Raw genomic sequence first — 24,727 nt, 5'->3', positions numbered from 1 at the left:
CTGTCTAAAAATTAAGGGGTTTATCCAGTTTGCTGCAAATCGCTCAGGCAATTGCGCAAGGTGCTTTGTATTTCAGCATGTATTCCGAGCAAAAGACTAGGTTGATTTCCATGCCTAAGCTCAGCACAATAGTTTTTACAATCTAAATTTTAGTCAGCAGCAATTAACTGAATGGGGCAGAGTGGATGACACAGCAGGCAAATTCTTTAATTCAAAAATACAATGTGCCTGGACCACGTTATACCAGTTATCCAACCGTACCTTATTGGGATGATGCTACCTTTTCTGCCGAGGCGTGGCAGCAAACGCTGAAGCGTTCGTTTGATGAATCTAATGCCAGCGAAGGCATTAGTCTGTATATTCATTTGCCATTTTGCGAAAGCCTATGCACTTTTTGTGGCTGTCATAAACGCGTCACCAAACGCCATGAAGTCGAGCAACCGTACATTCAGGCGTTATTAAAAGAATGGGACTTATATTGTCAGTTGCTCGAAAGCACTCCCATCATTAAAGAAATTCATTTGGGCGGTGGCACACCAACTTTCTTTTCTGTCGAACATTTGACGCAGCTTATTCAAGGCATTTTAGCAAAAGCCAAAGTGGCAGAACAGCACGAATTTAGTTTTGAAGGACATCCCAATAACACCACCCGTGAACATTTACAGGCTTTATATGACTTGGGTTTTCGTCGGGTTAGTTATGGCGTGCAGGATTATAATGAAAAAGTGCAGCGCGCCATTCATCGGATTCAGCCTTTTGAACATGTGCAACGTGTGACCGAGTGGGCGCGTGAAATTGGCTATGATTCTATTTCACATGATCTGGTTTTTGGTTTGCCCTTTCAAAATCTGGAAGATGTACTGAATACCATTGAGCAGACCCAGCGTTTAATGCCAGACCGTTTGGCGTTTTACAGTTATGCGCATGTGCCATGGATTAAAGGCAATGGGCAGCGTGGCTTTAAAGATGAAGATGTGCCTAAAGATGAATTAAAACGTCAGTGCTATGAAGAAGGCAAACAGCGTCTTTTGGCCTATGGTTATCATGAAATTGGGATGGATCACTTTGCCTTAGAACGTGATGGTATGTATCAGTCGTTTAAAAATGGTACCTTGCACCGTAATTTTATGGGCTATACCGCATCTAAAACGCAGCTTATGATTGGCTTGGGTGTTTCATCTATTAGCGACAGTTGGTATAGCTTTGCGCAAAATGAAAAAAGCATTGAAGATTATTATGCCCGTTTAGCCTGCAATGAAATACCTGTGTTTAAAGGGCATGTGCTGGATCGGGAAGATTTGGTAATACGTCAGCATATTTTAAATTTAATGTGCAGCTTTGAAACGTCGTGGGCCAGTCCAGAATTGGCATTTCCTGAAATTGAGCAAGTGCTGCAACAGTTACAGGAAATGCAGGAAGATGAATTACTGCTCATTCAAGATCAGCACATTCAGATTTTGGAAAAAGGTAAACCTTTTGTGCGCAATATTTGTATGGCCTTTGATTTGCGTTTAAAACGCCGTATGCCGAATAATCGTATTTTTTCGATGACGATTTAAGTAAGTTGAGTAGAAATTATTTAATTCAAAAATTAAAAGGTGACTCAGAAGTCACCTTTATCATACATGTGCGCCATGCGTTCGTGTTTGGTTTGCAAATATTCTTCATTGAATGGATTTAGACCCACAGTTAAAGGCACACGGTCTACCACCGTAATCCCTTGTTCCTGTAATGCTTGAATTTTCAAAGGGTTGTTGGTGATTAAGCGCACAGCTTTAACCTGCAAATGATCTAGCATAATGCTGCACATATCATAGCGACGTGCATCGGCAGGTAAATTCAGCATTAAATTGGCATCCACCGTGTCATGTCCTTGATCTTGCAGGGCATAAGCACGAATTTTATTGGTCAAGCCAATCCCGCGACCTTCTTGGCGTAAATATAAAATCACACCTTGTCCTGCGTCATTAATCAGACGTTGAGTGGCTTGAAGCTGTGGGCCACAGTCGCATTTTAAAGACGCGAAAGCATCGCCAGTTAAACATTCTGAGTGAATCCGTACCAGAACGGGCTGGGTTGGCGCAGTGTCCAAACCTTTGGATAATGCCACGTGTTCTTCGCCAGTTTCAGGATCTTGAAATACCGTAATGTTGAATTCACCAAATGCGGTCGGTAATCGTGAGGTTGCGACAAACTTAATCGGCACTGTTTAACTCGTGAAATAGTCGATAAATTGTTTAAAGTATAGCGTAATGCTCAGACATTAGTAGAATAGCGAACACGAATTTATACAGAAGATTTTCTTTTTTGTATAAAGCGCACGATAATGGTTGATAAATAGTTAGATTATTCAGGATAATCTACCCACCCAACGTGTGCCCAACTGAAATCACTGCTCAAAACTACATCGCTAGAAATGTGGCTGATTGAAGGTAATACCATTCGGTTATATGATCGAGTAATTCCCATTGACCTCGCTTAGGATTTGCCAGGCTTTAGAAGGCTTTGCCACATATGCTGTATACAGAAATTCCAACTCAACGCCCTGTAACACCATTGCTCGATGAGATTGACCATCCGCAGCAATTACGTTTACTCGCGCAAAGCCAGCTTCCACAGGTGGCAGATGAGTTACGTCAATTCATTTTGTATGCCGCAGGTCAAAGTGGAGGACACTTTGGCGCAAACTTAGGCGTGATCGAACTGACCGTTGCGCTGCATTATTGCTTTAATACCCCACACGATCGCTTAATTTGGGATGTCGGTCATCAGGCTTATCCGCATAAAGCCCTAACAGGACGCCGCGAGCAACTCACCACCATTCGCGCCAAAGATGGTTTGGCTGCATTCCCTGCGCGTGAAGAATCTATTTTTGATACCTTTGGCGTTGGTCACTCCTCAACAGCAATTTCTGCAGGATTGGGGATGGCGTTGGCACGACGTTATCAACAAAACCCGTGTGAAGTTGTTGCCATTATTGGCGATGGTGCTATGACAGCAGGTATGGCTTTTGAAGCCATGAATGATGCAGTGGCTCACCAAGCCGATATGATGGTGGTGCTGAATGACAACGATATGTCAATTTCATGCAGCACAGGCGGCTTTGCTAAACATCTTGCTGCCATTTGGGAACGTGGTGAATCGGTTTATGTCAGTGAAACTGGCGAAGCTTACGTGCAGCCACATCCGAAATGGACGTATAACTCGCGTTTACACTGTGCTGCCACTGAAGCTGCAGACAATTTATTTAAAGCGATTGGGTTTGATTATTTCGGCCCTTTCGATGGACATGATGTTGAACAACTCACACACGTATTCAATGCGCTGAAAAAACGTAAAGGCCCACGTTTAATTCACGTTTATACCAAAAAAGGCAAAGGCTTTGCGCCTGCAGAAGCCGATCAAATTAAATATCACGCCATTGGTAAAATTCATGCCAAAGCTGCACCAGTTAGCGCACCTAAATATTCTGATGTATTTGGGCAGTGGTTATGTGATCAGGCAGAACAAGATTCACGATTATTGGCAATTACGCCAGCCATGTGCGAAGGTTCGGGCATGGTGCAATTTGCCAAACAATTTCCTGAACGCTATTTTGACGTCGCGATTGCCGAACAGCATGCCGTGACTTTGGCTGCGGGCATGGCCTGCGAAGGTTTAAAGCCTGTGGTGGCGATTTACTCTACCTTCTTGCAGCGCGGTTATGACCAACTGATTCATGATGTCGCTTTGCAAAACTTAGATGTCACTTTTGGCATCGATCGTGCAGGTTTGGTGGGTGAAGATGGTCCAACCCATGCAGGTGCTTACGACTACGCCTATATGCGTACCGTACCGAATATCGTGATTATGGCGCCAAAAGACGAAAATGAATGTCGTCAAATGCTGCACACCGCTTATTTATATAACGGTCCTGCAGCAGTGCGTTATCCACGCGGGCATGGTTTGGGTGTCGAAATTCAGCAGCAAATGACAGCAATTCCATTGGGACAAGCTGAAATTGTGGCGCAGTTTAATCCACAATATGATGACTATATTTCAGTGCTGGCTTTTGGTAGCCGTGTGCAAGCGGCAGTTGAGGCGGCAGAAGCATTTGCTCAGCAGCATGATGTCGCAGTACGTGTGGTGAATATGCGTTTTGTGAAGCCATTGGATGAAAAACTGTTAGCTGAGATTGCAGACAGCACTGCATTATTCGTCACTGTAGAAGAGCATGCGATTATGGGTGGTGCAGGCAGTGCCGTGAGTGAATACTTGGCGAAGGCCCAGATTGTCAAACCGATTATTCATTTAGGTTTAGAAGATAGCTTTATGCAACAAGCGACACATGGTCAAATGCTGCAACAGGCAGGTTTAGATGCACAAGGCATTGAAAAATCAATGCAAAATGCTTGGCAAATACTGCATCAATCTATATTGAATTAATTTTTAGCAACACTTCTTCCCCAAAAGCCTCAATATTTGCTAAAATATTGGGGCTTTCATGCATTATTCTTTATCAATCTCTTCAAATTTGTAGTGGGTGTTCAATGGAACCTATGGTGGTGATGGCTGCGCGTGCGGCTCAAACAGTTGGTCAAGAGCTTTTAAAAGCGCATCAGAATCGTCATAAACTCGATCTACAAGTCGAAGAAAAAGGCATTGATGGTCCTGTGACGCGCGTAGATCGTTATCTCGAGCAATTGACCATTGATACATTACGCAAAAGTTATAAAAATCACAGCTTCCTGGGCGAAGAATTTGGCATGCAGGAAGGCAAAGGTCACGATGCCGACTGGTGTTGGGTGATTGATCCTTTAGATGGCACGCTAAACTTTGTTCACGGTTTCCCTCATTTCTGTATTTCGATTGCAGTGCAACACAAAGGTGTGACACAGCACGGTGTTATTTACGATCCTGTAAAAGATGAGTTGTTCTCTGCGAGCCGTGGCCGTGGTGCGATGATGAATCAACGTCGTATTCGTGTAAATGTAAAAGACAGTTTAGACAACACCTTCTTGGCAGTGGGTCATGCTTATCGTGCTAAGCGCGATGGCGAAATTGTTTCTTATGCCAAAAACCATTTTGAAAGTTTATTGAATGTGACAGAAGCAGGCGCTCAATACCGCCGTGCAGGTTCTGCTGCATTAGACTTGGCTTATGTGGCTGCAGGTCGTTTAGATGGTTATTTTGAACTTGGCTTAAAACCGTGGGATATTGCTGCGGGTGAGTTAATTGTGAAAGAAGCGGGCGGTACTGTGGTCGATGCACGTGGTGGCAGCGACTCTATGGAAAATGGGCAAGTTTTGGCATGTTCAATGAAAATGTTAAAACCACTTATGAAAGCGGTTGTGCCTGCTTGGGGCGAAGCAGCGAAATAATCAGCTGATCATATTTATACTTAAATAAGACACTTAGCAAAGCTCTCATCCTGAGGGCTTTTCTTTTACCTAACGGTCTAAAACTGCTGGTTTTAAATCTGTTGTTATCGTCCATATACTAGCCATAAAAGTAGAATCTATCACTGTTTACACAAAAAACAGCAAAAGTCGATTAAATAAGGTGACTTTTAAAATAATCCTGCTATAATCCGCGCACGCACTTAATTTCTGTTCATTACCTGAACATTTCTCTTCTAATCATTGTGTATGCGCGTGCGGTCCAAAGAGAGGACGATATCTCGCGCCCCAATCGCTAAAGCGATTCCTTCAGGTTAAGCCGTAATCATGCGTGCGTTATATCACATCGTCGTTACTCGGATCGCCGCTGAATCTTAAATTGTCAGCGATAATTGCTGTACCGCTTTTTGCCGATGTCCATCTGACTTTATTTAATGGAGCACCCATTTTCAGGGTGAAAATCTCTATGAGCAAAACTTTTGCTGATTTTTCTTTACATGAATCTTTACAACAAGCTTTAGAAGGCTTGAACTTTACTACGCCGACTCCTGTTCAAGAACAATCGATCCCAGCGGCACTTGAAGGTAAAGACTTATTGGTATCTAGCCAAACAGGTTCTGGTAAAACTGCTGCATTTTTACTCCCAACTTTAAACGCGCTTGCTAATCAAGATACTTTCGTACCATTTAAAGAGCGTATGAAAGCTATTACTCAGCCGTCAATTTTAGTGCTTTGCCCAACACGTGAATTGGCTCAACAAGTTAGCCAAGACGCGATTGCATTTGTACGTCACATGAAAGGTGTACGTATTGCAGCAATCATGGGTGGTATGCCTTTTGGTAAGCAAATCCAACAATTAAAAGGTGCGCAAGTGGTTGTAGCGACTCCAGGTCGTTTACTTGACTTGGTGAACCGTCGTCAAATCAAACTTGATAAAGTTGATGCCTTAATTGTAGACGAAGCTGACCGTATGCTCGATTTAGGCTTCTCTGAAGACCTAGAAGCGATTAGCGATTTAGCTGCTAACCGTAAGCAAACCTTGATGTTCTCTGCAACTTTTGCAAGCCGTATTATCACACTTGCAGAACGTATGATGAATGAGCCTGTACGTATTGCGATTGAAACAGGTCACTCAACGAATATGGACATCACCCAGACTTTACACTGGACTGATGGTTTCGAGCACAAGAAAAAATTATTGTCACACTGGTTATCTGATGAAGGTGTAGATCAAGCGGTTGTATTCGCATCTACTCAAGAAGATACCGATATGCTGGCTGAAGAATTGGCTGAAGCGGGTCACTCGGTTGTTGCACTACACGGTGCAATGCCACAAACCGTTCGTAACCGTCGTTTACGCAGCATTCGCGAAGGCCGTGCAAAAATCTTGGTTGCAACAGACGTTGCAGCACGTGGTTTAGACGTACCAACTATTTCTCACGTGATTAACTTCGGTTTACCAATGAAAAATGAAGACTATGTACACCGTATTGGTCGTACAGGTCGTGCGGGTCGTACTGGTAACGCGATTACTTTGGCAACTTACCGTGAGCGCGGCAAAATCCGTGCGTTGGAAGATTTCTTAGATGCACGTTTAAGCGTTTCTGAAATTGAAGGCTTAGAGCCATCTCCACCTCCAGCACGTTCTGGTCGTGACGGTGGTCGTGGTCGTCGTGATGGCGGTCGCGGTGGTCGTGGCGGTTTTGGTGGCGGTCGTCGTTTTGAAGGCGAAAGCAACTTTAAACGTCGTGAAGGTGGTGATGATCGTCCACGTCGCAGCTTTGATGACAAACCACGTGGTGAACGTCCTGCATTTGGTGAAGATCGTCCGCGTCGCGAGTTCAACTCAGACCGTCCACGTCGTGAAGGTGGTTTCGGTGATCGTCCACAGCGTTCATTTGAAGACCGTCCACGTCGTGAATTTAATTCAGATCGTCCACGCCGCGAAGGTGGTTTTGGTGATCGTCCACAGCGTTCATTTGATGATCGTCCACGTCGTGAATTTAATTCAGATCGTCCGCGTCGCGAAGGTGGCTTCAACGATAAGCCGCGTTTTGATGCGAATGATGACAACCGTGGCAACCGCGTAGATTACAAACCACGTCGTGAAGGTAGCTTCGGTGATCGTCCAAAACGTGATTTTGGTGATCGTCCTGCACGTCGTGAAGGTGGTTTTGGTGACCGTCAACCACGTTCGTTTGATGATCGTCCTAAGCGTTCTTTTGGTGGCGAAGATCGTCCACGTCGCGAGTTCAATTCAGATCGTCCACGCCGTGAAGGTGGTTTTGATCGCCCACGTCGTAAATTTAACGACTAAAACCGCGATAGTCATTTGTATAAAGAAAAACCAGTGCTCAGCACTGGTTTTTTTATGTTAAATATTTTTGCTTTAGATAAATAAAATGTATAATATGTCACGTTTTTAACTCTATTTGCTAATTATGAACATCAATAGCTTACGATTGCTCATGCAGACGAGAGAGGGAATGATGCCGTATATTGGTTTAGCACTCATCTTATGCAATTTAATGTATTATATTATTTCTTCTTACTTTTAAATTGTTGCTGTCCTAAAAGTGATTTAAATAACAATAATAAGACTGCTTGAACAATACGTGCACAGTTTTTAAAAATTTGCTAGATAACATTTTGCGCTTCAATCCTTTATAGTATGCGTGCTGAAAAAATGCAGGAAGACCCTCAGCTATGAATAATCCAATGCCTCAACATGAGCCGTCATTGATTGAAGTCAATGAACTGAGCTTTAAACGAGGGAAACGTGTCATTTTCGAAAATGTCAGTTTAAAGATTCGCCGTGGTCAAATTACTGCCATTATGGGACCTTCAGGTACTGGTAAAACCACGTTATTACGTTTGATTGGTGGTCAGTTGACTCCCGATCATGGTGATATTTTTCTGGATGGAAAAAATCTTGCGCAAATGTCGCGTCAGGAGTTATTTGCTGCGCGCGCACGTATGGGCATGTTATTCCAAAGCGGTGCGTTATTTACCGATATGAGCGTATATGAAAACGTCGCGTTTCCATTGCGTGCACATACCCAGTTGCCTGAACATTTAATTGCAGAATTGGTGGCTTTAAAACTTGAAGCAGTCGGTTTGCGTGGTACAGAACAACTTATGCCTGCAGAACTCTCAGGCGGGATGAACCGTCGTGTGGCATTGGCACGTGCGATTGCGTTAGACCCTGAATTGATCATGTACGATGAGCCGTTTGCAGGGCAAGACCCGATTGTAAAAGGTGTGTTGACCCGTTTAATCCGTTCCTTGCGTGAAGCGTTGGATTTAACCACCATCATCGTCTCGCATGATGTTGGCGAAACTTTATCAATTGCCGACTACATTTATATTATCGCGGAAGGCGTGATTCAGGGCGAAGGTACACCTGCAGAATTAAAACAGCATGAATCGGCATTTGTACGTCAGTTCTTAACAGGCGCTGCCGAAGGGCCAGTCGATTATCAATTTAGCCATCGGGCTTATTTAAGTGATGAGGTGCGTTCATGAATGCTATTGCCGCATTAGGTCAACGCGTCATTGAGCGTGTTCGTGGCATTGGTGTCGCCACCCAAATGTTGTTGCAAATTCTATTTTCCATGCCAACCCTGCTTGGGGTGAAGCTGTTCCTGTACCAAATGTACCGTGTTGGCGTGATGTCATTATTGATTATTGCGGTATCAGGTTTATTTATTGGTTTGGTATTGGGCTTACAAGGCTACTCCATTTTGGTCAATATTGGTTCAGAAGCCATGTTGGGCACGATGGTGTCTTTGACTTTATTACGTGAGTTGGCACCTGTGGTCGCTGCGCTGTTATTTGCAGGTCGTGCAGGTTCTGCCTTAACTGCAGAAATTGGTCTGATGAAAGCCACAGAGCAATTGGCCAGCATGGAAATGATTGGGGTAGACCCACTCAAGCGTATTGTGTCACCACGTTTATGGGCGGGAATAGTCAGCCTGCCAATGCTCTCCATTATTTTTGCTGCAATTGGCATTATGGGCGGCAAAATGGTTGGGGTCGATTTTCTAGGGGTCGATGAAGGTTCTTTCTGGGGCGGTATGCAAAGCAGCGTGCAGTTCTATAAAGATATTTTTAACGGCACAATTATTAAAAGTTTTGTTTTTGCATTAATTTGTACTTGGATTGCAGTATATCAAGGCTATGCCTGTGTCCCAACATCGGAAGGCATTGCGACGTCGACCACACGAACCGTGGTGTATTCTTCATTATGTGTTTTAGGTTTTGATTTTGTGTTGACTGCGGTCATGTTCGGAGGTGTTTAATGAAATCACGTACAAGTGAGCTGGCCGTAGGTGTATTTGTCATTTTGACAGGCATTGCATTATTTTTCTTGGCCATGAAAGTCAGTGGATTGGTGGGTACCAATTTGCGCGACAGTTACAATATGACAGCAACTTTTGACAACGTGAATGGTTTAAAACCACGCGCCAAAGTCACTATGAGCGGTGTCACCATTGGTCGCGTCAATGATATTACCCTAGACCCTGTATCGCGTTTGGCTACAGTTGAATTTGAACTGGATGGCAAGTTGACCAGTTTTAATCCTGAACAACTAAAAACAGTGCAAAATTATGCGCTTGAAGAATTGCGCTACAGTGCAGAATACCAAGAAGCAAATCCTCAGCAACAAAAAGAAATGGAACAACAACTGTTGGGTAACATGAAATCCATCACCAGTATTGATGAAGATGCTTACATAATGGTAGCAACCAATGGTTTATTGGGTGAGAAATATCTCAAAGTGGTTCCAGGTGGTGGTTTGAACTTTGTGAAGCGTGGCGAAAGTATTGCCAACACGCAAGGCACCATGGATTTAGAAGATTTAATCAGTAAGTTTATTACTGGCGGTGCAGCGAAAACATCCAACGCAGCGTCAGACGCAGATAAAGACACAGCGACAGCTGAAACAACAGATGCAGAAGTGTCATTTGTTGAGTAACGAAGGAGATTGTCCGTGAAAACACTTTTAAAGCAAACTCTGGCGGTAAGTGTACTTTCAACCATGTTGGCAGGAACTGCATTTGCTGCACCTGCAGAAGCGCCACCAGCTTTTGTGAAAAAAGTTGCCGATAGCTTGATTGCACGTTTAAAAGCAGATCATGCTAAATTGCAGAACAATCCAGCATTGGTCAAAACGATTGTGCGTCAAAACCTTGATCCGTATGTAGATGCGCAAGCATTTACCCGTATTGTGATGGGTACTTATGCGACGAACCAATACAGTTCAGCAGCACAGCGCGCGCAGTTTGAGAAAAACTTCCGAGAAACCTTAATTGAGAACTATGGCACAGCGTTTGCGAAATTTAGCAACCAAAGCTACACCATGCGTCCTTATAAGGCGACCAACAGCAAGAACCCAGTAGTGACCATTGATTTCTTGCATAATGGTGAAAAAATTCCTGTGTCATTCCAGTTGGCAGACAAAGGTAGTCAATGGAAAATCCGTAACATTAACGTGTCGGGTATTGATTTAGGTTTGCAATTCCGTAACCAGTTTGCAGCGAACGTGAAGCGTAATGGCGGCAATATTGATAAAGCCATTGCAACCTTTAAGCCAGATGCAGAAGCTGCTGTTGAAAAGAAAAAATAGGTTAGGTGTGGCGTGATTGAATTATCAAATCAGGAATTATGTGTTTCTGGAAAAATAGATTTCAGTAATGCAAAGCAATATTACCAAAAAGGTCTGCAGTTGATTCGTCAGCAGCAGTTGCCTTTGGTGGTCAATTTGGCGCAGCTAGAACACGGGAGTACTTTAGCTTTGGCCGTTTTGGTGCAATGGTTGCGTCAGACGCCTGAAGCCAAAGGCTTACAGTTTAAAGCGGTTCCTGAAAAAATGATGAAGATCATTCAAGCCTGTCATTTGCAAGATGATTTACAGCTAATCGCCTAAAACTGAAAACCATAAAAAAGCACCTACTTGTAAGGTGCTTTTTTATTGCGTTTAGTTTTCCGCTTTATTCAAGTGAGGTGAGATTGCAAACCTCTCTAATCCGCTGCTAAAAGGAGAGGGAATAAAAGGCATCAAATCCATTTTTTCCATCTAAAGTAAATTAATGGGCCAATAAAGAAGCCAATTAAAATAATACTGACCACTATAAAACTGGTGGTACCTTTGGCAAAAGGTAACACGTCGGTGTTCATACCATAAACACTGGCAACCAACATCGGTGGTGCTAACATACTCGGTAAAATCGAGAATCGACGAATCGTATCGTTCTGTTCGGTGTTAATGAAGCCTGAAGTGGTATCGAGCAAGAAGCGCACTTTCTGGAATAAGAAGGCATCGTGTTCGACCAGTGAGCGTACATCTTCACTGAGTTCTCGAATGTCGGCATCGTAAATATGACTACCCAACGCACGCGGACGTGCCAAAAAGGTCAGGACACGACGTAAATCAATCAAACACAATTGCGCTTTTCCAAGCATGTCTTCTAATTGTGCCAGTCGGGTAATCATGTCATCGAGGTCTAAAATTTGCTCACGATGACGGTTATTCAGAACTTCTGTGGAATACTTTTCCAAGTCCTTGTGGATATCTTCTAAGATATCCGCAAGTTCGTCCAGTTTGGCTTCAAGCAAGCCTAAAAGCACCCAAGTCGGGTCTTTATAATCAATTTCGTAGTCGTTACGTCGTGCACGCGCCCGAAATGCCCGAAACGCCACTAATTTTTCACCACGTAGGGTAAACAAGTGTTCTTTATGTAAAATAAAGGCGACGGTTTGCACAGTGGCTAAAATACTGGAATTGTCTTCAGTTTCGCCATCGACTTGATAGTTTTTATTTTTAGTTAAAAAATAGGTACTAATGTGTAAAATACCGTCATCATCGCGGTAGAATCGCGCTGAAGATGAAATATCTTCCAAAGATTTTAAGGTCGGTAAATTTTGTGAGTATGCGTCTAGTACCCATTGCTGTTCTTCTTGTGAAGGGGCAATTAGGTCAATCCAGACCAGATCTGGATGCAAATCAAAACCACCGTTAATGGTGGCATCTTCCAGACTACCGCGCTCTGTGGCATAAAAGGCTTCAAGCATTCGTCTTTTCTCCTTGCGCAGTATGGGTTTTGTGGATGGGTGTATTTTAGACAAGGATCTTACTAAATACACTGCTCAGAATGCTATTTTATTTAAAAATCTCCCTGAAGTTTAATTTTATGGCATGACAGCCAGATAACATGGTGAAAAAATGATGTCGTCAATTGCTATTTTCTGTGGTTCTGCCCCAGGAAAAGATTCAGTTTTTGTTGAAAATGCACGAAAAGTGGGTGAAACATTGGCTGCACAAGGCAAAACTTTAATTTATGGCGGTGGACGCTCAGGCTTAATGGGTGTGGTGGCAGATAGTACTTTGGCCGCAGGTGGGCGTGCAATTGGTGTCATGCCTGAAAGTTTGGCAGAGCATGAATTGGCGCATCCGCATTTGACCGAATTACACATCGTAGAAAACATGCATGCCCGCAAAATAAAAATGTCAGAATTGGCCGAGGGCTTTATTGCTTTGCCGGGTGGTTCTGGAACTTTAGAAGAAATTTTTGAGCAATGGACGTGGGCACAATTAGGAATTCACTCAAAACCCTGTGCCTTTTTTAATGTAGCTGGCTTTTATGATGATTTGCTGAAGTTTTTAAGACAGACCTCTGAAAAAGGTTTTACTCAGCCACGTTTTTGTGAGGCATTGATTGTATCGAATTGTATTGACAATATTTTGCAGCAATTTGAACAATACCGTGTTCCTGAAATGAAATGGGAAGTGCCTGAGCTAGAGTGGGTGCAGCAGGAACTGGCGAAATAAAATGGCTGAGATCAACAACATCATTACCGTTGCAGCTGCAATTATTTTAAATGTCAAACAGCAGTTATTGGTGGTGCGTAAACAGCATACCGCGTGTTTTATGCAGGTCGGTGGCAAATTAGAACCCAATGAAGCGCCTGAAACGACCATGTTGCGAGAAATTGCCGAAGAAATTGGCTGTCAGGCGCAAATTCAACAATTTATTGGACGCTATGAAACAGCAACGGCCAATGAGCCCGACTGCCGTTTGGTCAGTTATGTGTATTGGGTTCAGCTTGATCAGGCACCAAAAATTGCTGCTGAAATTGCCGAAATGAAGTGGGTAGATTTGGATGATCAAGATACTTTGTTGGCACCGCTGACCCGTGAAGTGGTGATGCCGTGGTTAAAACAATATTTACAACAAAATTAAGAGCAGTTGATCATTCTTCTATATTTTAAGTTCAACTTTTTAATGCGTTGAGCATATTCAACCGAATAGTTTTTTTATTCAGCACTGGCCAGACAAACCGCCTCGACTTTTTGACAGCCGAGCTTGAGCAACTGCTGTTTGAGTGCATGAATTGAACTGCCCGTCGTGACCACATCATCCACAATTAAAACCCGACGAAAACGGATTTTAGGCGCATTCTGAATTTGAAATTGCTGTTGGATGTCTTCCAATCGTTCTAAGCGACTTAAGCCTTTTTGCGCGTGCTGTTGTAAGCGGGTCACAGGTTGCCAAATCGGGACATTTAAATGCCGCGCTAGTCCTTTTGCTAACAATAAAGATTGATTGTAGCCGCGTTCAGTCAAGCGGGCAGTGGAAATTGGCATCGGTACAATGGCTTGGATTTTAGGATAAGACAGTTGTTTTAGCGCGCCTACTAAAAGCAGTTGGTAATGTAACTGCTGTTCATATTTAAATTGTTGAATGATGCGATTAATTGGATAGTGATAATCAAAAGTGACTTGAATCTGCATTTCTTGTCGTTGTACCGCTTGGCTACGCCACGGCAATTGTTGCCAACAGGTTTGACAGACCGAATGTTGCCATTGCGTGTCGCTATGGCAGAGCTGACACGGTTGCAGTTGGCACAGCCATTGTATGCCGCATTGTAGTAGATTGATCGGCTGAGTCATCTTAGGACTGCAATCCGTTTAAACATAGGCATAACGTGGTGCCTCAGGCAGCCAGCGTTTTAGCAAAGCTTCGGCATGTGTAGGATAATCGTTTAAAATTTGCTGTGCCACATGATGCGCCTGTGCCAACAAATGATCATCCCGTTCTAATTTAGCCACCCGAAAGCCCATATCTCCCGTTTGTTTGGTTCCCAAGAGTTCACCTGGGCCGCGCAGTTCTAAATCTTTTTCTGCAATCACAAAACCATCGTTGGTTTCCCGCATAATCCGCAAGCGTTCTTGTCCATTTTGCGAAAGTGGATTTTTATACAACAGGGCACAAAAACTGGCTTTGGCACCCCGTCCGACTCGTCCACGTAGCTGATGTAGCTGTGAAAGTCCTAAACGCTCGGCATTTTCGATCACCATAATTGAAGCATTCGGTACATCGACCCCGACCTCAATTACTGTGGTGGCAATCAGCAACTGTAATTGATTGTCTTTAAATTGCTGCATGACGGCTTGTTTTTCATCGGCTTTCATTTTGCCGTGTACCAGCCCAATATTCAGTTCAGGAAAGCGTTCTTTAATTTCAGCAAAAGTCGCCTCGGCAGCTTGCGCATCTAAGGTTTCCGACTGTTCCACCAAGGTACAGACCCAATAGGCTTGTTTGCCTTCGGCACAATTGCTGGCAATACGTTGTAAGACTTCTTCACGCCGATCTAGCGGAATAGTCACCGTTTGAATAGGTGTACGTCCTGGCGGTAGTTCATCAATCACCGAAGTGTCCAAATCGCCATAGGCGGACATGGCTAAAGTTCGCGGAATAGGCGTTGCAGTCATCACCAATTGATGCGGTGTAGTGTGATTGGCACCTTTATTGCGCAAAGCCAGACGTTGATCGACCCCAAAACGGTGTTGTTCATCAATAATCACCAAACCTAATTTGGCAAATTGCACATTGTCCTGAAATAACGCATGTGTCCCAACCACCAAATTGGCGCTACCATCTTGAATGCTCAGTTCAGCCGCTGCGCGTGCTTTGCCTTTTTGTTTGCCAGACAACCATGCCACTGTTAAGCCCAATGGTTCAAACCATTTTTGAAAGTTCAGATAATGTTGTTCTGCCAAAATTTCAGTGGGTGCCATCAGCGCGACTTGCCAACCTTCTTCTAGCGCATGACACGCTGCGACTGCAGCGACCAGCGTTTTACCTGCACCTACATCACCTTGTACCAAGCGCAGCATGGGTTTATTACGCTGCAAATCCTGCATGACTTCTTGCGAAACCCGTTGCTGTGCGCCTGTCATTTGAAATGGCATGTTGCCGAGTAACGCAGGCGCTAGTTTTTGACTTGGGGAAAAGGCAGGTGAGGCAATTTGCTGAATATAAGCCCGTCGGGTCAGTAAACTGACTTGATGCGCCACCAATTCTTCAAAAATCAGGCGTTGCTGTGCAGGGTGAGAGCCTTGTGCCAATTGCAGCATATTGGCATTTAAAGGTGGATGATGAATATAATCCAACGCCTGTTTGAGTGCATAGCCATTGGTCATTTTTTCAGGCAGGAGTTCAGGCAAATCATCACTATGCTGTGTCAAGGCCTGTTTGACGTATTCACGTAATTTGGCTTGGGTCAGCCCATCGGTGCTTGGGTAAATGGCAGTCAGTTGGGTTTTAGGCAGTGGGGTATGTTCAGTAATCAGTTGTAATTCGGGGTGATACATTTCCAGACCACGCGCCCCAACCCGTACTTCGCCAAATACTCTTAAACGATTGCCGAGTTTGGCACGATCTGTAATACCTTTATAAATATGATAAAAACGTAAGGTGATTTTTCCAAATTCATCTTCTAAATTGACCGCCATCGACTTGCGTTTACCCGGTGGAAAATCGACCCCTTTAACCACACCTTCGAGTAAATAGCTGCGCCCCACGTTTAATTGGTTCATGGGAATGATCGTGCTACGATCTTCATAGTCACGCGGTAGATGAAACAGCAAGTCATCTGTGGTGAAAATATTTAGTTTTTCAAGTAATGCAGCAGAGGCAGAGCCTACCCCTTGCAACTGATGGACTGCAGCCATGTCCCCTCAACTTCAAATGCTATGATTAGGTGCTGAATGCATATTCTATTTATTGGTTATGGTAAAACATCGCAGCGTGTTGCAAAACAACTATTTACGCTCGGTCATCAAATTACCACAATTAGCCGCAGTCCGAAAACAGATCCTGATATGACGCATCTGCTTCAAGATATTCAACAGCTCGATTTATCACAGACTCAACCTGTTGATGCCGTTTATGTATTACTTGCACCATCTCGGAATACGGTTTTGAGTTCTGTAGAAGCGTATCAACAGACTTATGTAGATTCTGTGCAGCCGATTGTCGCTGCATTAAAAGATCATCCTGTAAAGCGAATTATTGTGGTGTCATCTACACGGGTTTATGGCGAAAACGCAGGTGAATGTATTGATGATGATACTGTGCCTAAGCCGAATGATGTACAAGGGCAGTTGTTGTTGCAGATGGAACACTTGTGGCAACAGGCTTATCCTGAACAATGTGTGATCGTACGTCCTTCGGGTATTTATGGCACTTCGACTGCACGCATGCTCAAACTTGCGGAAAGCACACAAAGTTACCCGAATATACATTGGTCAAATCGGATTCATATTGATGATTTGGCAGGTTTTTTGGCACATTTACTTCACGTGGAACATCCAGAACCATCATATATTTGCAGCAATAACCAAGCTCAGCCTTTGCATGAAATGATTTTAAAGATTCAGCGTGAATTGAATTTACCTGAGTTGGTGTTGGAAGGTGAGCGTGAAACAGGGAAAAGGATTTTTGCTCAGAGGATGGTGGCGAGTGGGGTTGAATTATTCAATGTGTAATCATTTATATCAAATAATAACCAAACAACAATAACTAAATTTAGTTGCAATTTTTACTTAGTAGTAACTATAATTAGTTGCAAAACCATGAGCCAAATATGGGTAAAACAGAAAAACTGTTGGATAAAATTGGGAATTCAAAAAACACATTTCCGTATAAGGACTTAGTTGTTTTACTAAGTCAGCTCGGCTATGAAAAGTTTGAAATGGCAGGCTCTCGCGTCCGTTTTTATAACCTTAAAACCGAGCACATGATTTTACTGCATCGACCTCACCCTGAAAATGAAATCAAAGGTGGGGCATTGAAAGCTGTAAAGCAAGCACTCAAGCAGGAGGGTTTTTTATGAGCTATTTTAAATACAAAGGTTATCTGGGGACGATTGAACCAGACCTTGAAACAGGTGAGTTGTTTGGAAAATTGGCGTTCATTCGAGATCTTATTACTTATGAGGCTGAAACCTTAAAAACACTTGAGCAAGCTTTTCAGGAATCGGTAGATGGATATTTAGATTCTTGTGCAGAATTAGGGAAGAAACCTGATCAGCCATTCAAGGGAACATTTAATGTTCGTATCAGTCCTGAATTACATCGCAAAGCTGTTTTAGCTTCGGAGGAGAGTTCTTTGAATGCATTTGTGAGTGATGCAATTCAAGAGAAATTAATGCGCTTAGGTGTATGATTTTATCAATGCTATAAACTTTATTCTATATTCAATTTAAAGCATAGCGACCTATTGCTATACAGATCGCTATGTTTTTTTGTGTGAAAATTACTTCTTCTTACGTTTTAAGCGTTTCTTCGCCTGTTGTGCAGCAAGAGCCTCTAACGCCTCACGCAATTCTTCATCGCTAAAGGTGGTGATGTGTTGCAGCATCTGTAAAGTCACATCATCCAACACCAAATTGGCGTATTGTGCGACGTTTTTAAAGTTATCATCAAACACAATCGCATTGTCACTGTTGGTGCTGATATAACCTTGCTGAGTTAAGACTTTAATAAAGCTTTGGAACAAGGCTTTGTCAAAGAATTCAGGTGAGTTGAATTCATACAGCACCGACAAACGCTGACCGACCAAATGGCTGAGTTCTTCGACCTGACGTGCCGAAATATTGCCTGAGCCGCGTTGTGTAATCAGCGCCAGTGTCATGTAATAACGCTCTAAACTCTGCATTACAGGTGCAGCCAATACTACCAACTGGTTATGGTCTTCACTATTTGGTGCAGGTGAAATTAAGTTGCCTTCCGCATCTTCAGAAATCAATTTGGCCTGAATTAACGCTTCTACATAGGCACAAATCCGTTCTTTGAGTTCCTGATCTTGCCATTTCAAGAACAACTCAGCTTTCAGGAACGGATATAAAGTACGAATGACGTTGATTAAATCACCACGACGAATCGAACCATTATGTTTCACCAATGCTGCAATTAAAGATGGTAAGACAAAGGCATGCAAAATATTGTTGCGGAAGTAGGTGAGTAACACCGCCTGATGGTCTTCAATCGCGATAATATCGCCCAAAACGTGCTGCACTCGTTTAATCAGTTTGAGTTTTAAGCCGTAGGCAATAATTTCTTTACCTGATAATGGTGTGACTTGAGTGCGCTCATCATAAGGCAGGGCAGTGAGCAGATTACGGTAAGTGTCTAACTGCTTCACACAAATTTCTTCATCCAAGGTATGTTTTGGTGTTGCCAGTAAAATCAGCGATAACAAAGATACCGGGTTAATTACCGCAGCACGGTTAATGTTTTCCAAAATCGCATGTGCTGAAGTATTCACTGCATCTGACACTTGTGGTGGAATAGGATCATCATTTTTTTCAATGCTGATGTGTTCGGCATCGTGTTGTTTTAGAACATCATCTAAAAACACAGGTTCGCCAAAATTGACATGCACCTTGCCAAAAATCCGTTCAATCTTGCGCATGGTTTTTAAAATGCCCATTAGCGATTCAGATTCTTTTGGCTTGCCTTGCATTTCACCGACATAGGTTGAACCTTCCATCAGGCGTTCATAACCAATATAAGTTGGCACAAAAGCAATCGGTTTAGCACGACCACGCAAATGACTGTGAATGGTCATGGCGAGCATGCCTGTTTTTGGTGGCAACAAGCGGCCTGTACGTGAACGTCCACCTTCAATAAAGTATTCAAGCGGCGTGTTACGCGACAAAATACTGAATAAATATTCTTTAAAGACGGTTGTGTATAAGCCATTGCCACGGAAAGTACGACGGATAAAAAACGCACCGCCACCACGAAGCAATTGACCTACAAATGGCATATTCAGGTTATCGCCCGCAGCAATGTACGGCACCATCATGCCGCGTTTGTAAATCACATAAGACAGCAATAAATAGTCGATATGACTGCGGTGACATGGGGTATAGATAATTTCATAGTCTTTGGCCAGTTCGCGCACGGTACTAAAATTATGCACTTCCACGCCATCGTACAATTGTGTCCATAAGCGGGTCAGTGCCATATCGGCAAAGCGTACCGCTGCATGAGAGTAGTCCGACACGATTTCATTTAAATAACCAATCGCACGACGCTCGGCTTCAATCACGCTAATTTTACTGCGTAAACTTTCACGACGAATGGCATCTTGCACATCGGGAGATTTAATCAGACTGAGCATGACATTGCGGCGGTCAGACAAGTCTGGGCCAAGTACGACTTCACGTTGTCCATCTAAGTAATTATTTAGAGTGTTAACAATAAAGGTCGCAGGCGACAGGTTCGGATGCTCAGTTTTGGCATGTTCAATTAAAGCGCGTAATGATTGTGGCTCGTGAAATTCCAAATAAGACTGACGACCATGCACCCCAATATTCATTAACTGCTTGACTGTGCCAGGCGTTGCCCACGTATCGGTAAACAGTAGTTTAAACCACGAATCCTCTTTGTCTGGAGAACGTCCCCACAACACGGTCACAGGTACCAATTCAATATCAAGTTCTGGGTGTTGTTCTAATTGTTCAATTAAACGTAACAAGCGTGGCGGAAAAGCATAAGGTGGTGGATTGAGTAGGTTGTTCTCATCGTGATGCTGTAAAAACAGAATCGAGGCTTTTTCTTTATGTGAACCCATCACCAATGGATCAAGCGCAGGCGTGAGTTTTAAGCGACGTGTTTCGCCATCGACCACCAAGGCATTGCTGCGTGAGTGATTTTGCAATACGTAGCAAGTTATCTTGGTGCGAGTGGCATTTGAGTCTACACTTTGCGCATCCTTGACAGGGACTTCACCCAAAACATGCGGTGTCACCACAAGGTCAAGCAGCTTACCAGAAAGCTGACGATACATTTGACCAAAACCACGCTTGGACATATTCACTCCTACTTCATCACCTAAGTCCCTAGCCAGTAGGGAATTTATTTTGCGTCATTGTATCTAATAATCGCGCTGCATTTTTAGATAATTTGCATGAATATTGTTAGATTTTATCGTTAAAAATCGTATTTTTAGCAAAATTGATCGGCTAAGTTGTGACACAGCGGTCAGTCTTTGATGGGTAAAAGATGCAGAATCTATGGCAAAATAGCAGGCTTAAAATAGTCAGTTTATTTTGACGATTTATTTTTTCATCGACTTCGATCCCGCATCCCCAATTTCCGCCATACATAGGTTAGTTATGAACGCACTCACACAAGAGCTGGTTGAACTTCTTTGTTTAGAAAAGTTAGAAGAAAATATCTACCGAGGTATCAGTCGTAACTTGGTGGGTAAACGTGTTTTTGGCGGACAGGTTTTGGGACAGGCTTTACGTGCTGCATCTTATACCACTGATCGTCCTGCGCACTCATTGCATGCCTATTTCTTGTTTGGTGGCGATGTCAACGCACCTATTATTTATGAAGTTGACCGTTTGCGTGATGGTAAAAGTTTTTCTAGCCGTCAAGTACGTGCCATTCAGCATGGGCGTACCATTTTTACTGCGATGGTGTCCTTTGCGCCGTTGGAAGACGGTCTGAATTATCAAATTTCAGAGCCAAACTATCCTGCAGCAGAAGCTTTAAAAAACGAAGCGGAACTCAAACAGCATATTGTCGAGTTTGTACCTGAAAATGTGCGTGCCAGTTTTATGCGTGATCGCTTGGTGGAGATTCGCCCGATTAATCCGAGCAATCCATTTTTACCGCAGCCTGAAGCACCTGCTTATGCACACTACATTCGTACCCATGACAGCATTTCACCAGAGGTGGATGAAGTGTCTTTGCATCAGGCAATTGCGGCATTTTATTCAGACTTCACGTTAATGACCACAGCACTGCGTCCGCATGGTTTGAGCTATTTATCACCAAGTTTGCAGTGTGCCAGTATTGACCATGCCATGTATTTCCATAAACCGTTCCGTGTGGATGACTGGATGCTGTACGACATGGAAGCCACCATTAGCACTAGTTCGCGTGGTTTGAACTTTGGGCGCATGTGGCAAAATGGTGAATTGGTGTGTAGCACCAGTCAGGAAGGCTTGATTCGTTTACGTGAAATCGAAACGCAATAAAATATAGCCTTTAAAATCTACATTCATCAGCCGACATTCATGTCGGCTTTTTTACATCCTGAAGCACGATCTGAACCTAATCAAAGTGCGCTAGAAAAATAATACTCGATTCAATTTCAGCCACATGGCATAGTCCACACATCACATTAAAAAACTCAATTGCGTATGAGCCTCAATACACAAATTCTAATTGCCGCAATTTTGGGTGTGGTGTTTGGTTTTATTCTGAATCTATTTCCAGACAGCACATTTTTTAGCGCCAGTTTGTATGGCATTGGTTTAATGAGCAGTATTTTTATTGGTTTACTGAAAATGCTGCTGATCCCACTAATTTTTAGCTCAATTGTGGTCGGTGTGTCGAACTTACAGGCTGTAGGGCAATTGAGTCGAGTCTGGAAAATTACGTTGGCGTGTTGTGTCACCACCACGACTTTGGCATTAATTTTAGGTTTGGCATGTGCGCATTTATTTGCTGTGGGTAAAGGCGTAGATATTGTGATGTTTCAAGATGCCATGGAACAGCATCAAACCCCAGACACGCTTACGCCGTCTTCGTTTTTTACCAACTTTGTTCAAAACACCTTAATCAATCCGTTTAAAGCTTTTGCCGAGGGTAATGTTTTGGCAGTGGTGATATTTGCCTTATTGGTGGGTGTGGCGCTGGTCAAAGGCGGGGAGCACTTTAAAACGGTACGTAAACTCAGTCAGCAATTTTTTGAAATTATGATGTTGATGATTGGCTGGGTAATGAAACTGGCACCTTTGGGGATTTTTGCTTTATTGGCTAAGTTGGTTGCAACCGAAGATATTTCAGTCCTGAGTCGTTTGGCAGAGTTTGCTGCAGTGGTCACGGGCACCACGATTTTTCATGGTGTGGTGGTCTTGCCTTTGCTGTTGTGGATATTTGGCAAAATGGATCCGATCACCTTTTTTAAAGGCACACGTGCTGCCTTAATTACGGCTTTTGCCACCAGTTCCAGTTCTGCCGCTATGCCACTTTCGATGAAATGTGCGCAGGAAAATTTAGGTGTGCGTCCGCAAACTGCAGGCTTTGTGATCCCGTTAGGTACACAACTGAATATGGATGGAACGGCATTGTATGAAGCTGCAGCGGCTTTGTTTGTTGCCAATTTAATGGGGCTGGATTTAAGTTTAGGACAGCAATTAATTGTCTGTGCCACAGCCATGATCGCTTCTTTGGGCGCGCCTGGTATTCCAAGCGCAGGTATGGTGACGATGATTATGGTATTACAATCGGTGGGCTTGCCTGCAGAAGCGATTGCGATTTTATTGCCGATCGACCGTTTGTTGGATACTGTGCGTACTGTGGTCAATGTGCAGGGCGATATGATGATTAGTGTGGTGGTCGATCGGCATACTCGTGATGACCCTGCACTGCATTCCTGATAATGGGTTTAAAATCGAATCAAGTTTTCAGCATCATCCTGTTTTATTGTGCTATGTAAAGACATGAGCCAAAGCAGATTAATCCCAACATGGGCTGTAGGCCACTTCCCAAATATGACCATCTAAGTCCTGAAAATAACCTGCATAACCGCCGTAAAAGGTGCTCTGTGCAGGTTTTAAAATTTTCGCACCTGCATTTTTTGCTTGTTTCAATACCTGATCGACCTCGAGTGGGCTATGTACATTATGTCCTAAAGTGATTTGTGCAGCACTGCTGGCTGTACCTGTTAAGCCTGTATCTTGTTGTAAACTTTGTTTAGACCATAAAGCCAGTTTTAAGCCTGCTTGCAGTTCAAAAAAGACCACCGCACCTGGTTCAAATTCCTGTCCAATAATGCCTTCAGTTACAAGTCCTAAGCCGTCGCGGTAAAAGTCGAGTGCACGTTGTAAATCTTCTACCGCTAAGGTAATCACTGAAATGTGTGCTTGCATGTTTGATCTCCTTATCGCATGTAATTGTTTAATGTCTAATTGTTATGATCTTGACAGTAGGGCATTTCTGGCTGCGTTGTAAAGTGCAACTTTGGTGGAGAGGGAGATTGTGATTACGGCGTAAAACTGAAAGTGGACATACAAATAAAAAGTCCTATTCGAGATTGAGCGAATAGGACTTTATGTTATAGACCAATAGTCAGTAATTTAACGGACTATTTGGTTTCGGTATCAGATGCGGTTAAATCGTCAGTTTCTAAAAATTCAGGCTGATCAACATCAACATCAACATCAACATCAACATCATCGCCAGTCGCTTCTGGAATGCTGTCTAAATCAAATTGATGCGCTTGTTCTAAGGTGAAGTTCAAACGACCGCCCATCACACTCGCAAGTTCTTCCAAACCTTGCTTATTGAGTGATGAAAACAATTGAATCGAGAAATCTAGTTTCATCTTTTTCAACTGCTGTTTGACTTCAAGCAATACTTTATTGGCAGGGCCGCGGTTGAGTTTGTCCGATTTGGTGAGCAATACATGCACGAACAATTTACGCGAATACGCCCATTCCAGCATCATCACATCAAAGTGCTGTAAGGGATGGCGAATATCCATCAGTAACACCAAGCCTTGTAAACTTTTACGATGAATCAAATAATTTTCGAGTTCTTTTTGCCACACAATTTTCATGGCTTCAGGTACGGCTGCATAACCATAACCGGGTAAATCGACCAAACGCTGTTCGGGGTTGCCCAAACTAAAGAAGTTGATCATTTGGGTGCGCCCCGGTTTTTTAGAAGCACGTGCCAATTGTTTTTGATTGGTTAAAGCATTAATTGCACTGGACTTACCTGCGTTGGAGCGTCCTGCAAAAGCCACTTCGTAGCCAGTATCTTCTACACATAAATTCAGTTTAGGCGCACTCATTAAAAACTCGGCTTTACGCAGCCAGTTTAAGGCGCGAACAGAGTATTCAGTAATGGCAGGGTCTACTTTTTTCTCGTAGCTAATTTTCTGCCGTGGCTGTGCTGCTGCCTTACTGTTTTTCGATTTTCCTCTGCTATGGTGCATAACTTAACTTCAATTCATGGTCTACAAACAGGCATT

The 24,727-nt window shown here is 43.3% G+C and carries 23 protein-coding genes; 16 read left to right on the top strand and 7 right to left on the bottom strand.

Going from position 1 to position 24,727, the window contains the following annotated elements; translation table 11 throughout:
* The first annotated feature begins 185 nt into the window (after nt 1-185).
* Nucleotides 186-1,559 (top strand): oxygen-independent coproporphyrinogen III oxidase, encoded by a 1,374-nt coding sequence (gene hemN, locus J4G44_RS01115; RefSeq protein ID WP_179989900.1) that lies wholly within the window; start codon nt 186-188, stop codon nt 1,557-1,559.
* A gap of 44 nt (nt 1,560-1,603) precedes the next feature.
* On the opposite strand, the gene ribA is transcribed toward hemN, so the two are convergent.
* Nucleotides 1,604-2,206: a GTP cyclohydrolase II gene (gene ribA / locus J4G44_RS01110; protein WP_004974633.1), complete on the bottom strand. Its 603-nt coding sequence runs from the start codon at nt 2,204-2,206 to the stop codon at nt 1,604-1,606.
* A gap of 308 nt (nt 2,207-2,514) precedes the next feature.
* Here ribA and dxs point away from each other — a divergent pair, with 308 nt between their 5' ends.
* The 8 genes from dxs to J4G44_RS01070 all read left to right on the top strand — a co-directional run bounded on the left by dxs (nt 2,515) and on the right by J4G44_RS01070 (nt 11,307).
* On the top strand, nt 2,515-4,425 hold the full coding sequence (gene dxs, locus J4G44_RS01105) for a 1-deoxy-D-xylulose-5-phosphate synthase (RefSeq protein ID WP_207973763.1): 1,911 nt from the start codon (nt 2,515-2,517) through the stop codon (nt 4,423-4,425).
* 104 nt (nt 4,426-4,529) lie between these two features.
* Nucleotides 4,530-5,360: an inositol monophosphatase family protein gene (locus J4G44_RS01100; RefSeq protein ID WP_019836885.1), complete on the top strand. Its 831-nt coding sequence runs from the start codon at nt 4,530-4,532 to the stop codon at nt 5,358-5,360.
* Between the two features lie 484 nt (nt 5,361-5,844).
* Nucleotides 5,845-7,695: a DEAD/DEAH box helicase gene (locus J4G44_RS01095; protein ID WP_070153378.1), complete on the top strand. Its 1,851-nt coding sequence runs from the start codon at nt 5,845-5,847 to the stop codon at nt 7,693-7,695.
* A 389-nt stretch (nt 7,696-8,084) separates the two neighbouring features.
* The gene (locus tag J4G44_RS01090; protein WP_004974642.1) at nt 8,085-8,903 is read left to right on the top strand and encodes an ABC transporter ATP-binding protein; all 819 of its coding nucleotides are present in this window, start codon (nt 8,085-8,087) and stop codon (nt 8,901-8,903) included.
* A complete protein-coding gene (gene mlaE / locus J4G44_RS01085; RefSeq protein ID WP_004974646.1) occupies nt 8,900-9,679 on the top strand; it encodes a lipid asymmetry maintenance ABC transporter permease subunit MlaE in 780 nt (259 codons plus the stop codon). The genes J4G44_RS01090 and mlaE overlap by 4 nt, the downstream gene beginning before the upstream one ends.
* Nucleotides 9,679-10,356 carry an outer membrane lipid asymmetry maintenance protein MlaD gene (gene mlaD / locus J4G44_RS01080; RefSeq protein WP_096901228.1) on the top strand — a complete coding sequence of 226 codons (678 nt, stop codon included), beginning with the start codon at nt 9,679-9,681 and terminating at the stop codon, nt 10,354-10,356. The genes mlaE and mlaD overlap by 1 nt, the downstream gene beginning before the upstream one ends.
* A gap of 15 nt (nt 10,357-10,371) precedes the next feature.
* A complete protein-coding gene (locus J4G44_RS01075; protein ID WP_004974651.1) occupies nt 10,372-11,007 on the top strand; it encodes an MlaC/ttg2D family ABC transporter substrate-binding protein in 636 nt (211 codons plus the stop codon).
* A gap of 12 nt (nt 11,008-11,019) precedes the next feature.
* A complete protein-coding gene (locus J4G44_RS01070) occupies nt 11,020-11,307 on the top strand; it encodes an STAS domain-containing protein (protein WP_207973762.1) in 288 nt (95 codons plus the stop codon).
* A gap of 131 nt (nt 11,308-11,438) precedes the next feature.
* On the opposite strand, the gene J4G44_RS01065 is transcribed toward J4G44_RS01070, so the two are convergent.
* Nucleotides 11,439-12,452, bottom strand: a complete 1,014-nt coding sequence (locus tag J4G44_RS01065) for a CorA family divalent cation transporter (protein ID WP_096901036.1) — start codon at nt 12,450-12,452, stop codon at nt 11,439-11,441.
* A 154-nt stretch (nt 12,453-12,606) separates the two neighbouring features.
* On the opposite strand from J4G44_RS01065, the gene J4G44_RS01060 reads away from it, so the two are divergent.
* Both J4G44_RS01060 and J4G44_RS01055 read left to right on the top strand, forming a co-directional pair.
* Nucleotides 12,607-13,209, top strand: a complete 603-nt coding sequence (locus tag J4G44_RS01060) for an LOG family protein (RefSeq protein WP_026438479.1) — start codon at nt 12,607-12,609, stop codon at nt 13,207-13,209.
* A gap of 1 nt (nt 13,210) precedes the next feature.
* Entirely contained in the window at nt 13,211-13,621 is a 411-nt protein-coding gene (locus J4G44_RS01055) for an NUDIX hydrolase (protein ID WP_004974664.1), read from the top strand.
* Nucleotides 13,622-13,695: 74 nt separating this feature from the next.
* Here the strand turns inward: J4G44_RS01055 and J4G44_RS01050 are convergent, their stop codons facing one another.
* Both J4G44_RS01050 and recG read right to left on the bottom strand, forming a co-directional pair.
* A complete protein-coding gene (locus J4G44_RS01050; protein ID WP_154320297.1) occupies nt 13,696-14,331 on the bottom strand; it encodes a ComF family protein in 636 nt (211 codons plus the stop codon).
* An 18-nt stretch (nt 14,332-14,349) separates the two neighbouring features.
* Nucleotides 14,350-16,395, bottom strand: a complete 2,046-nt coding sequence (gene recG / locus J4G44_RS01045; RefSeq protein WP_180044029.1) for an ATP-dependent DNA helicase RecG — start codon at nt 16,393-16,395, stop codon at nt 14,350-14,352.
* 36 nt (nt 16,396-16,431) lie between these two features.
* Here recG and J4G44_RS01040 point away from each other — a divergent pair, with 36 nt between their 5' ends.
* The 3 genes from J4G44_RS01040 (at nt 16,432) to J4G44_RS01030 (ending at nt 17,890) form a co-directional block, all read left to right on the top strand.
* The gene (locus J4G44_RS01040; RefSeq protein WP_004974669.1) at nt 16,432-17,211 is read left to right on the top strand and encodes an NAD-dependent epimerase/dehydratase family protein; all 780 of its coding nucleotides are present in this window, start codon (nt 16,432-16,434) and stop codon (nt 17,209-17,211) included.
* Nucleotides 17,212-17,309: 98 nt separating this feature from the next.
* Nucleotides 17,310-17,558, top strand: a complete 249-nt coding sequence (locus tag J4G44_RS01035; protein WP_207973761.1) for a type II toxin-antitoxin system HicA family toxin — start codon at nt 17,310-17,312, stop codon at nt 17,556-17,558.
* Complete coding sequence (locus tag J4G44_RS01030; RefSeq protein ID WP_004974672.1) at nt 17,555-17,890, top strand: type II toxin-antitoxin system HicB family antitoxin; 336 nt, start codon at nt 17,555-17,557, stop codon at nt 17,888-17,890. Before J4G44_RS01035 ends, J4G44_RS01030 begins: the two co-directional genes overlap by 4 nt.
* 90 nt (nt 17,891-17,980) lie before the next feature.
* On the opposite strand, the gene plsB is transcribed toward J4G44_RS01030, so the two are convergent.
* Nucleotides 17,981-20,545, bottom strand: coding sequence for a glycerol-3-phosphate 1-O-acyltransferase PlsB (plsB, locus tag J4G44_RS01025; protein WP_004974675.1), 2,565 nt, complete (start codon nt 20,543-20,545; stop codon nt 17,981-17,983).
* Nucleotides 20,546-20,849: 304 nt separating this feature from the next.
* Here plsB and J4G44_RS01020 point away from each other — a divergent pair, with 304 nt between their 5' ends.
* The gene (locus tag J4G44_RS01020; protein ID WP_004974677.1) at nt 20,850-21,722 is read left to right on the top strand and encodes an acyl-CoA thioesterase; all 873 of its coding nucleotides are present in this window, start codon (nt 20,850-20,852) and stop codon (nt 21,720-21,722) included.
* Between the two features lie 165 nt (nt 21,723-21,887).
* Complete coding sequence (locus J4G44_RS01015) at nt 21,888-23,129, top strand: dicarboxylate/amino acid:cation symporter (protein WP_207973760.1); 1,242 nt, start codon at nt 21,888-21,890, stop codon at nt 23,127-23,129.
* A gap of 78 nt (nt 23,130-23,207) precedes the next feature.
* Here the strand turns inward: J4G44_RS01015 and J4G44_RS01010 are convergent, their stop codons facing one another.
* Entirely contained in the window at nt 23,208-23,621 is a 414-nt protein-coding gene (locus tag J4G44_RS01010) for a VOC family protein (protein ID WP_167846340.1), read from the bottom strand.
* Between the two features lie 215 nt (nt 23,622-23,836).
* Nucleotides 23,837-24,691, bottom strand: coding sequence for a ribosome biogenesis GTP-binding protein YihA/YsxC (yihA, locus tag J4G44_RS01005; RefSeq protein WP_179989915.1), 855 nt, complete (start codon nt 24,689-24,691; stop codon nt 23,837-23,839).
* Nucleotides 24,692-24,727 lie beyond the last annotated feature (36 nt).

The sequence above is a fragment of the Acinetobacter towneri genome, from assembly GCF_017498585.1.
In the GTDB taxonomy this organism is placed as follows: Bacteria; Pseudomonadota; Gammaproteobacteria; order Pseudomonadales; family Moraxellaceae; genus Acinetobacter; species Acinetobacter towneri.
This window is presented reverse-complemented; position numbering and strand designations above follow the sequence as displayed.

Excerpts from the sequence above, each read along its gene's own strand:
- plsB (WP_004974675.1), bottom strand. The coding sequence starts at position 20,545 with ATGTCCAAGCGTGGTTTTGGTCAAATGTATCGTCAGCTTTCTGGTAAG.
- dxs (WP_207973763.1), top strand. The coding sequence starts at position 2,515 with ATGCTGTATACAGAAATTCCAACTCAACGCCCTGTAACACCATTGCTC.
- J4G44_RS01095 (WP_070153378.1), top strand. The coding sequence starts at position 5,845 with ATGAGCAAAACTTTTGCTGATTTTTCTTTACATGAATCTTTACAACAA.
- J4G44_RS01090 (WP_004974642.1), top strand. The coding sequence starts at position 8,085 with ATGAATAATCCAATGCCTCAACATGAGCCGTCATTGATTGAAGTCAAT.
- recG (WP_180044029.1), bottom strand. The coding sequence starts at position 16,395 with ATGGCTGCAGTCCATCAGTTGCAAGGGGTAGGCTCTGCCTCTGCTGCA.
- J4G44_RS01055 (WP_004974664.1), top strand. The coding sequence starts at position 13,211 with ATGGCTGAGATCAACAACATCATTACCGTTGCAGCTGCAATTATTTTA.
- J4G44_RS01100 (WP_019836885.1), top strand. The coding sequence starts at position 4,530 with ATGGAACCTATGGTGGTGATGGCTGCGCGTGCGGCTCAAACAGTTGGT.
- J4G44_RS01010 (WP_167846340.1), bottom strand. The coding sequence starts at position 23,621 with ATGCAAGCACACATTTCAGTGATTACCTTAGCGGTAGAAGATTTACAA.
- mlaD (WP_096901228.1), top strand. The coding sequence starts at position 9,679 with ATGAAATCACGTACAAGTGAGCTGGCCGTAGGTGTATTTGTCATTTTG.
- hemN (WP_179989900.1), top strand. The coding sequence starts at position 186 with ATGACACAGCAGGCAAATTCTTTAATTCAAAAATACAATGTGCCTGGA.
- mlaE (WP_004974646.1), top strand. The coding sequence starts at position 8,900 with ATGAATGCTATTGCCGCATTAGGTCAACGCGTCATTGAGCGTGTTCGT.
- J4G44_RS01065 (WP_096901036.1), bottom strand. The coding sequence starts at position 12,452 with ATGCTTGAAGCCTTTTATGCCACAGAGCGCGGTAGTCTGGAAGATGCC.
- J4G44_RS01015 (WP_207973760.1), top strand. The coding sequence starts at position 21,888 with ATGAGCCTCAATACACAAATTCTAATTGCCGCAATTTTGGGTGTGGTG.
- J4G44_RS01040 (WP_004974669.1), top strand. The coding sequence starts at position 16,432 with ATGCATATTCTATTTATTGGTTATGGTAAAACATCGCAGCGTGTTGCA.
- yihA (WP_179989915.1), bottom strand. The coding sequence starts at position 24,691 with ATGCACCATAGCAGAGGAAAATCGAAAAACAGTAAGGCAGCAGCACAG.
- J4G44_RS01050 (WP_154320297.1), bottom strand. The coding sequence starts at position 14,331 with ATGACTCAGCCGATCAATCTACTACAATGCGGCATACAATGGCTGTGC.
- J4G44_RS01060 (WP_026438479.1), top strand. The coding sequence starts at position 12,607 with ATGTCGTCAATTGCTATTTTCTGTGGTTCTGCCCCAGGAAAAGATTCA.
- J4G44_RS01035 (WP_207973761.1), top strand. The coding sequence starts at position 17,310 with ATGGGTAAAACAGAAAAACTGTTGGATAAAATTGGGAATTCAAAAAAC.
- J4G44_RS01020 (WP_004974677.1), top strand. The coding sequence starts at position 20,850 with ATGAACGCACTCACACAAGAGCTGGTTGAACTTCTTTGTTTAGAAAAG.
- J4G44_RS01030 (WP_004974672.1), top strand. The coding sequence starts at position 17,555 with ATGAGCTATTTTAAATACAAAGGTTATCTGGGGACGATTGAACCAGAC.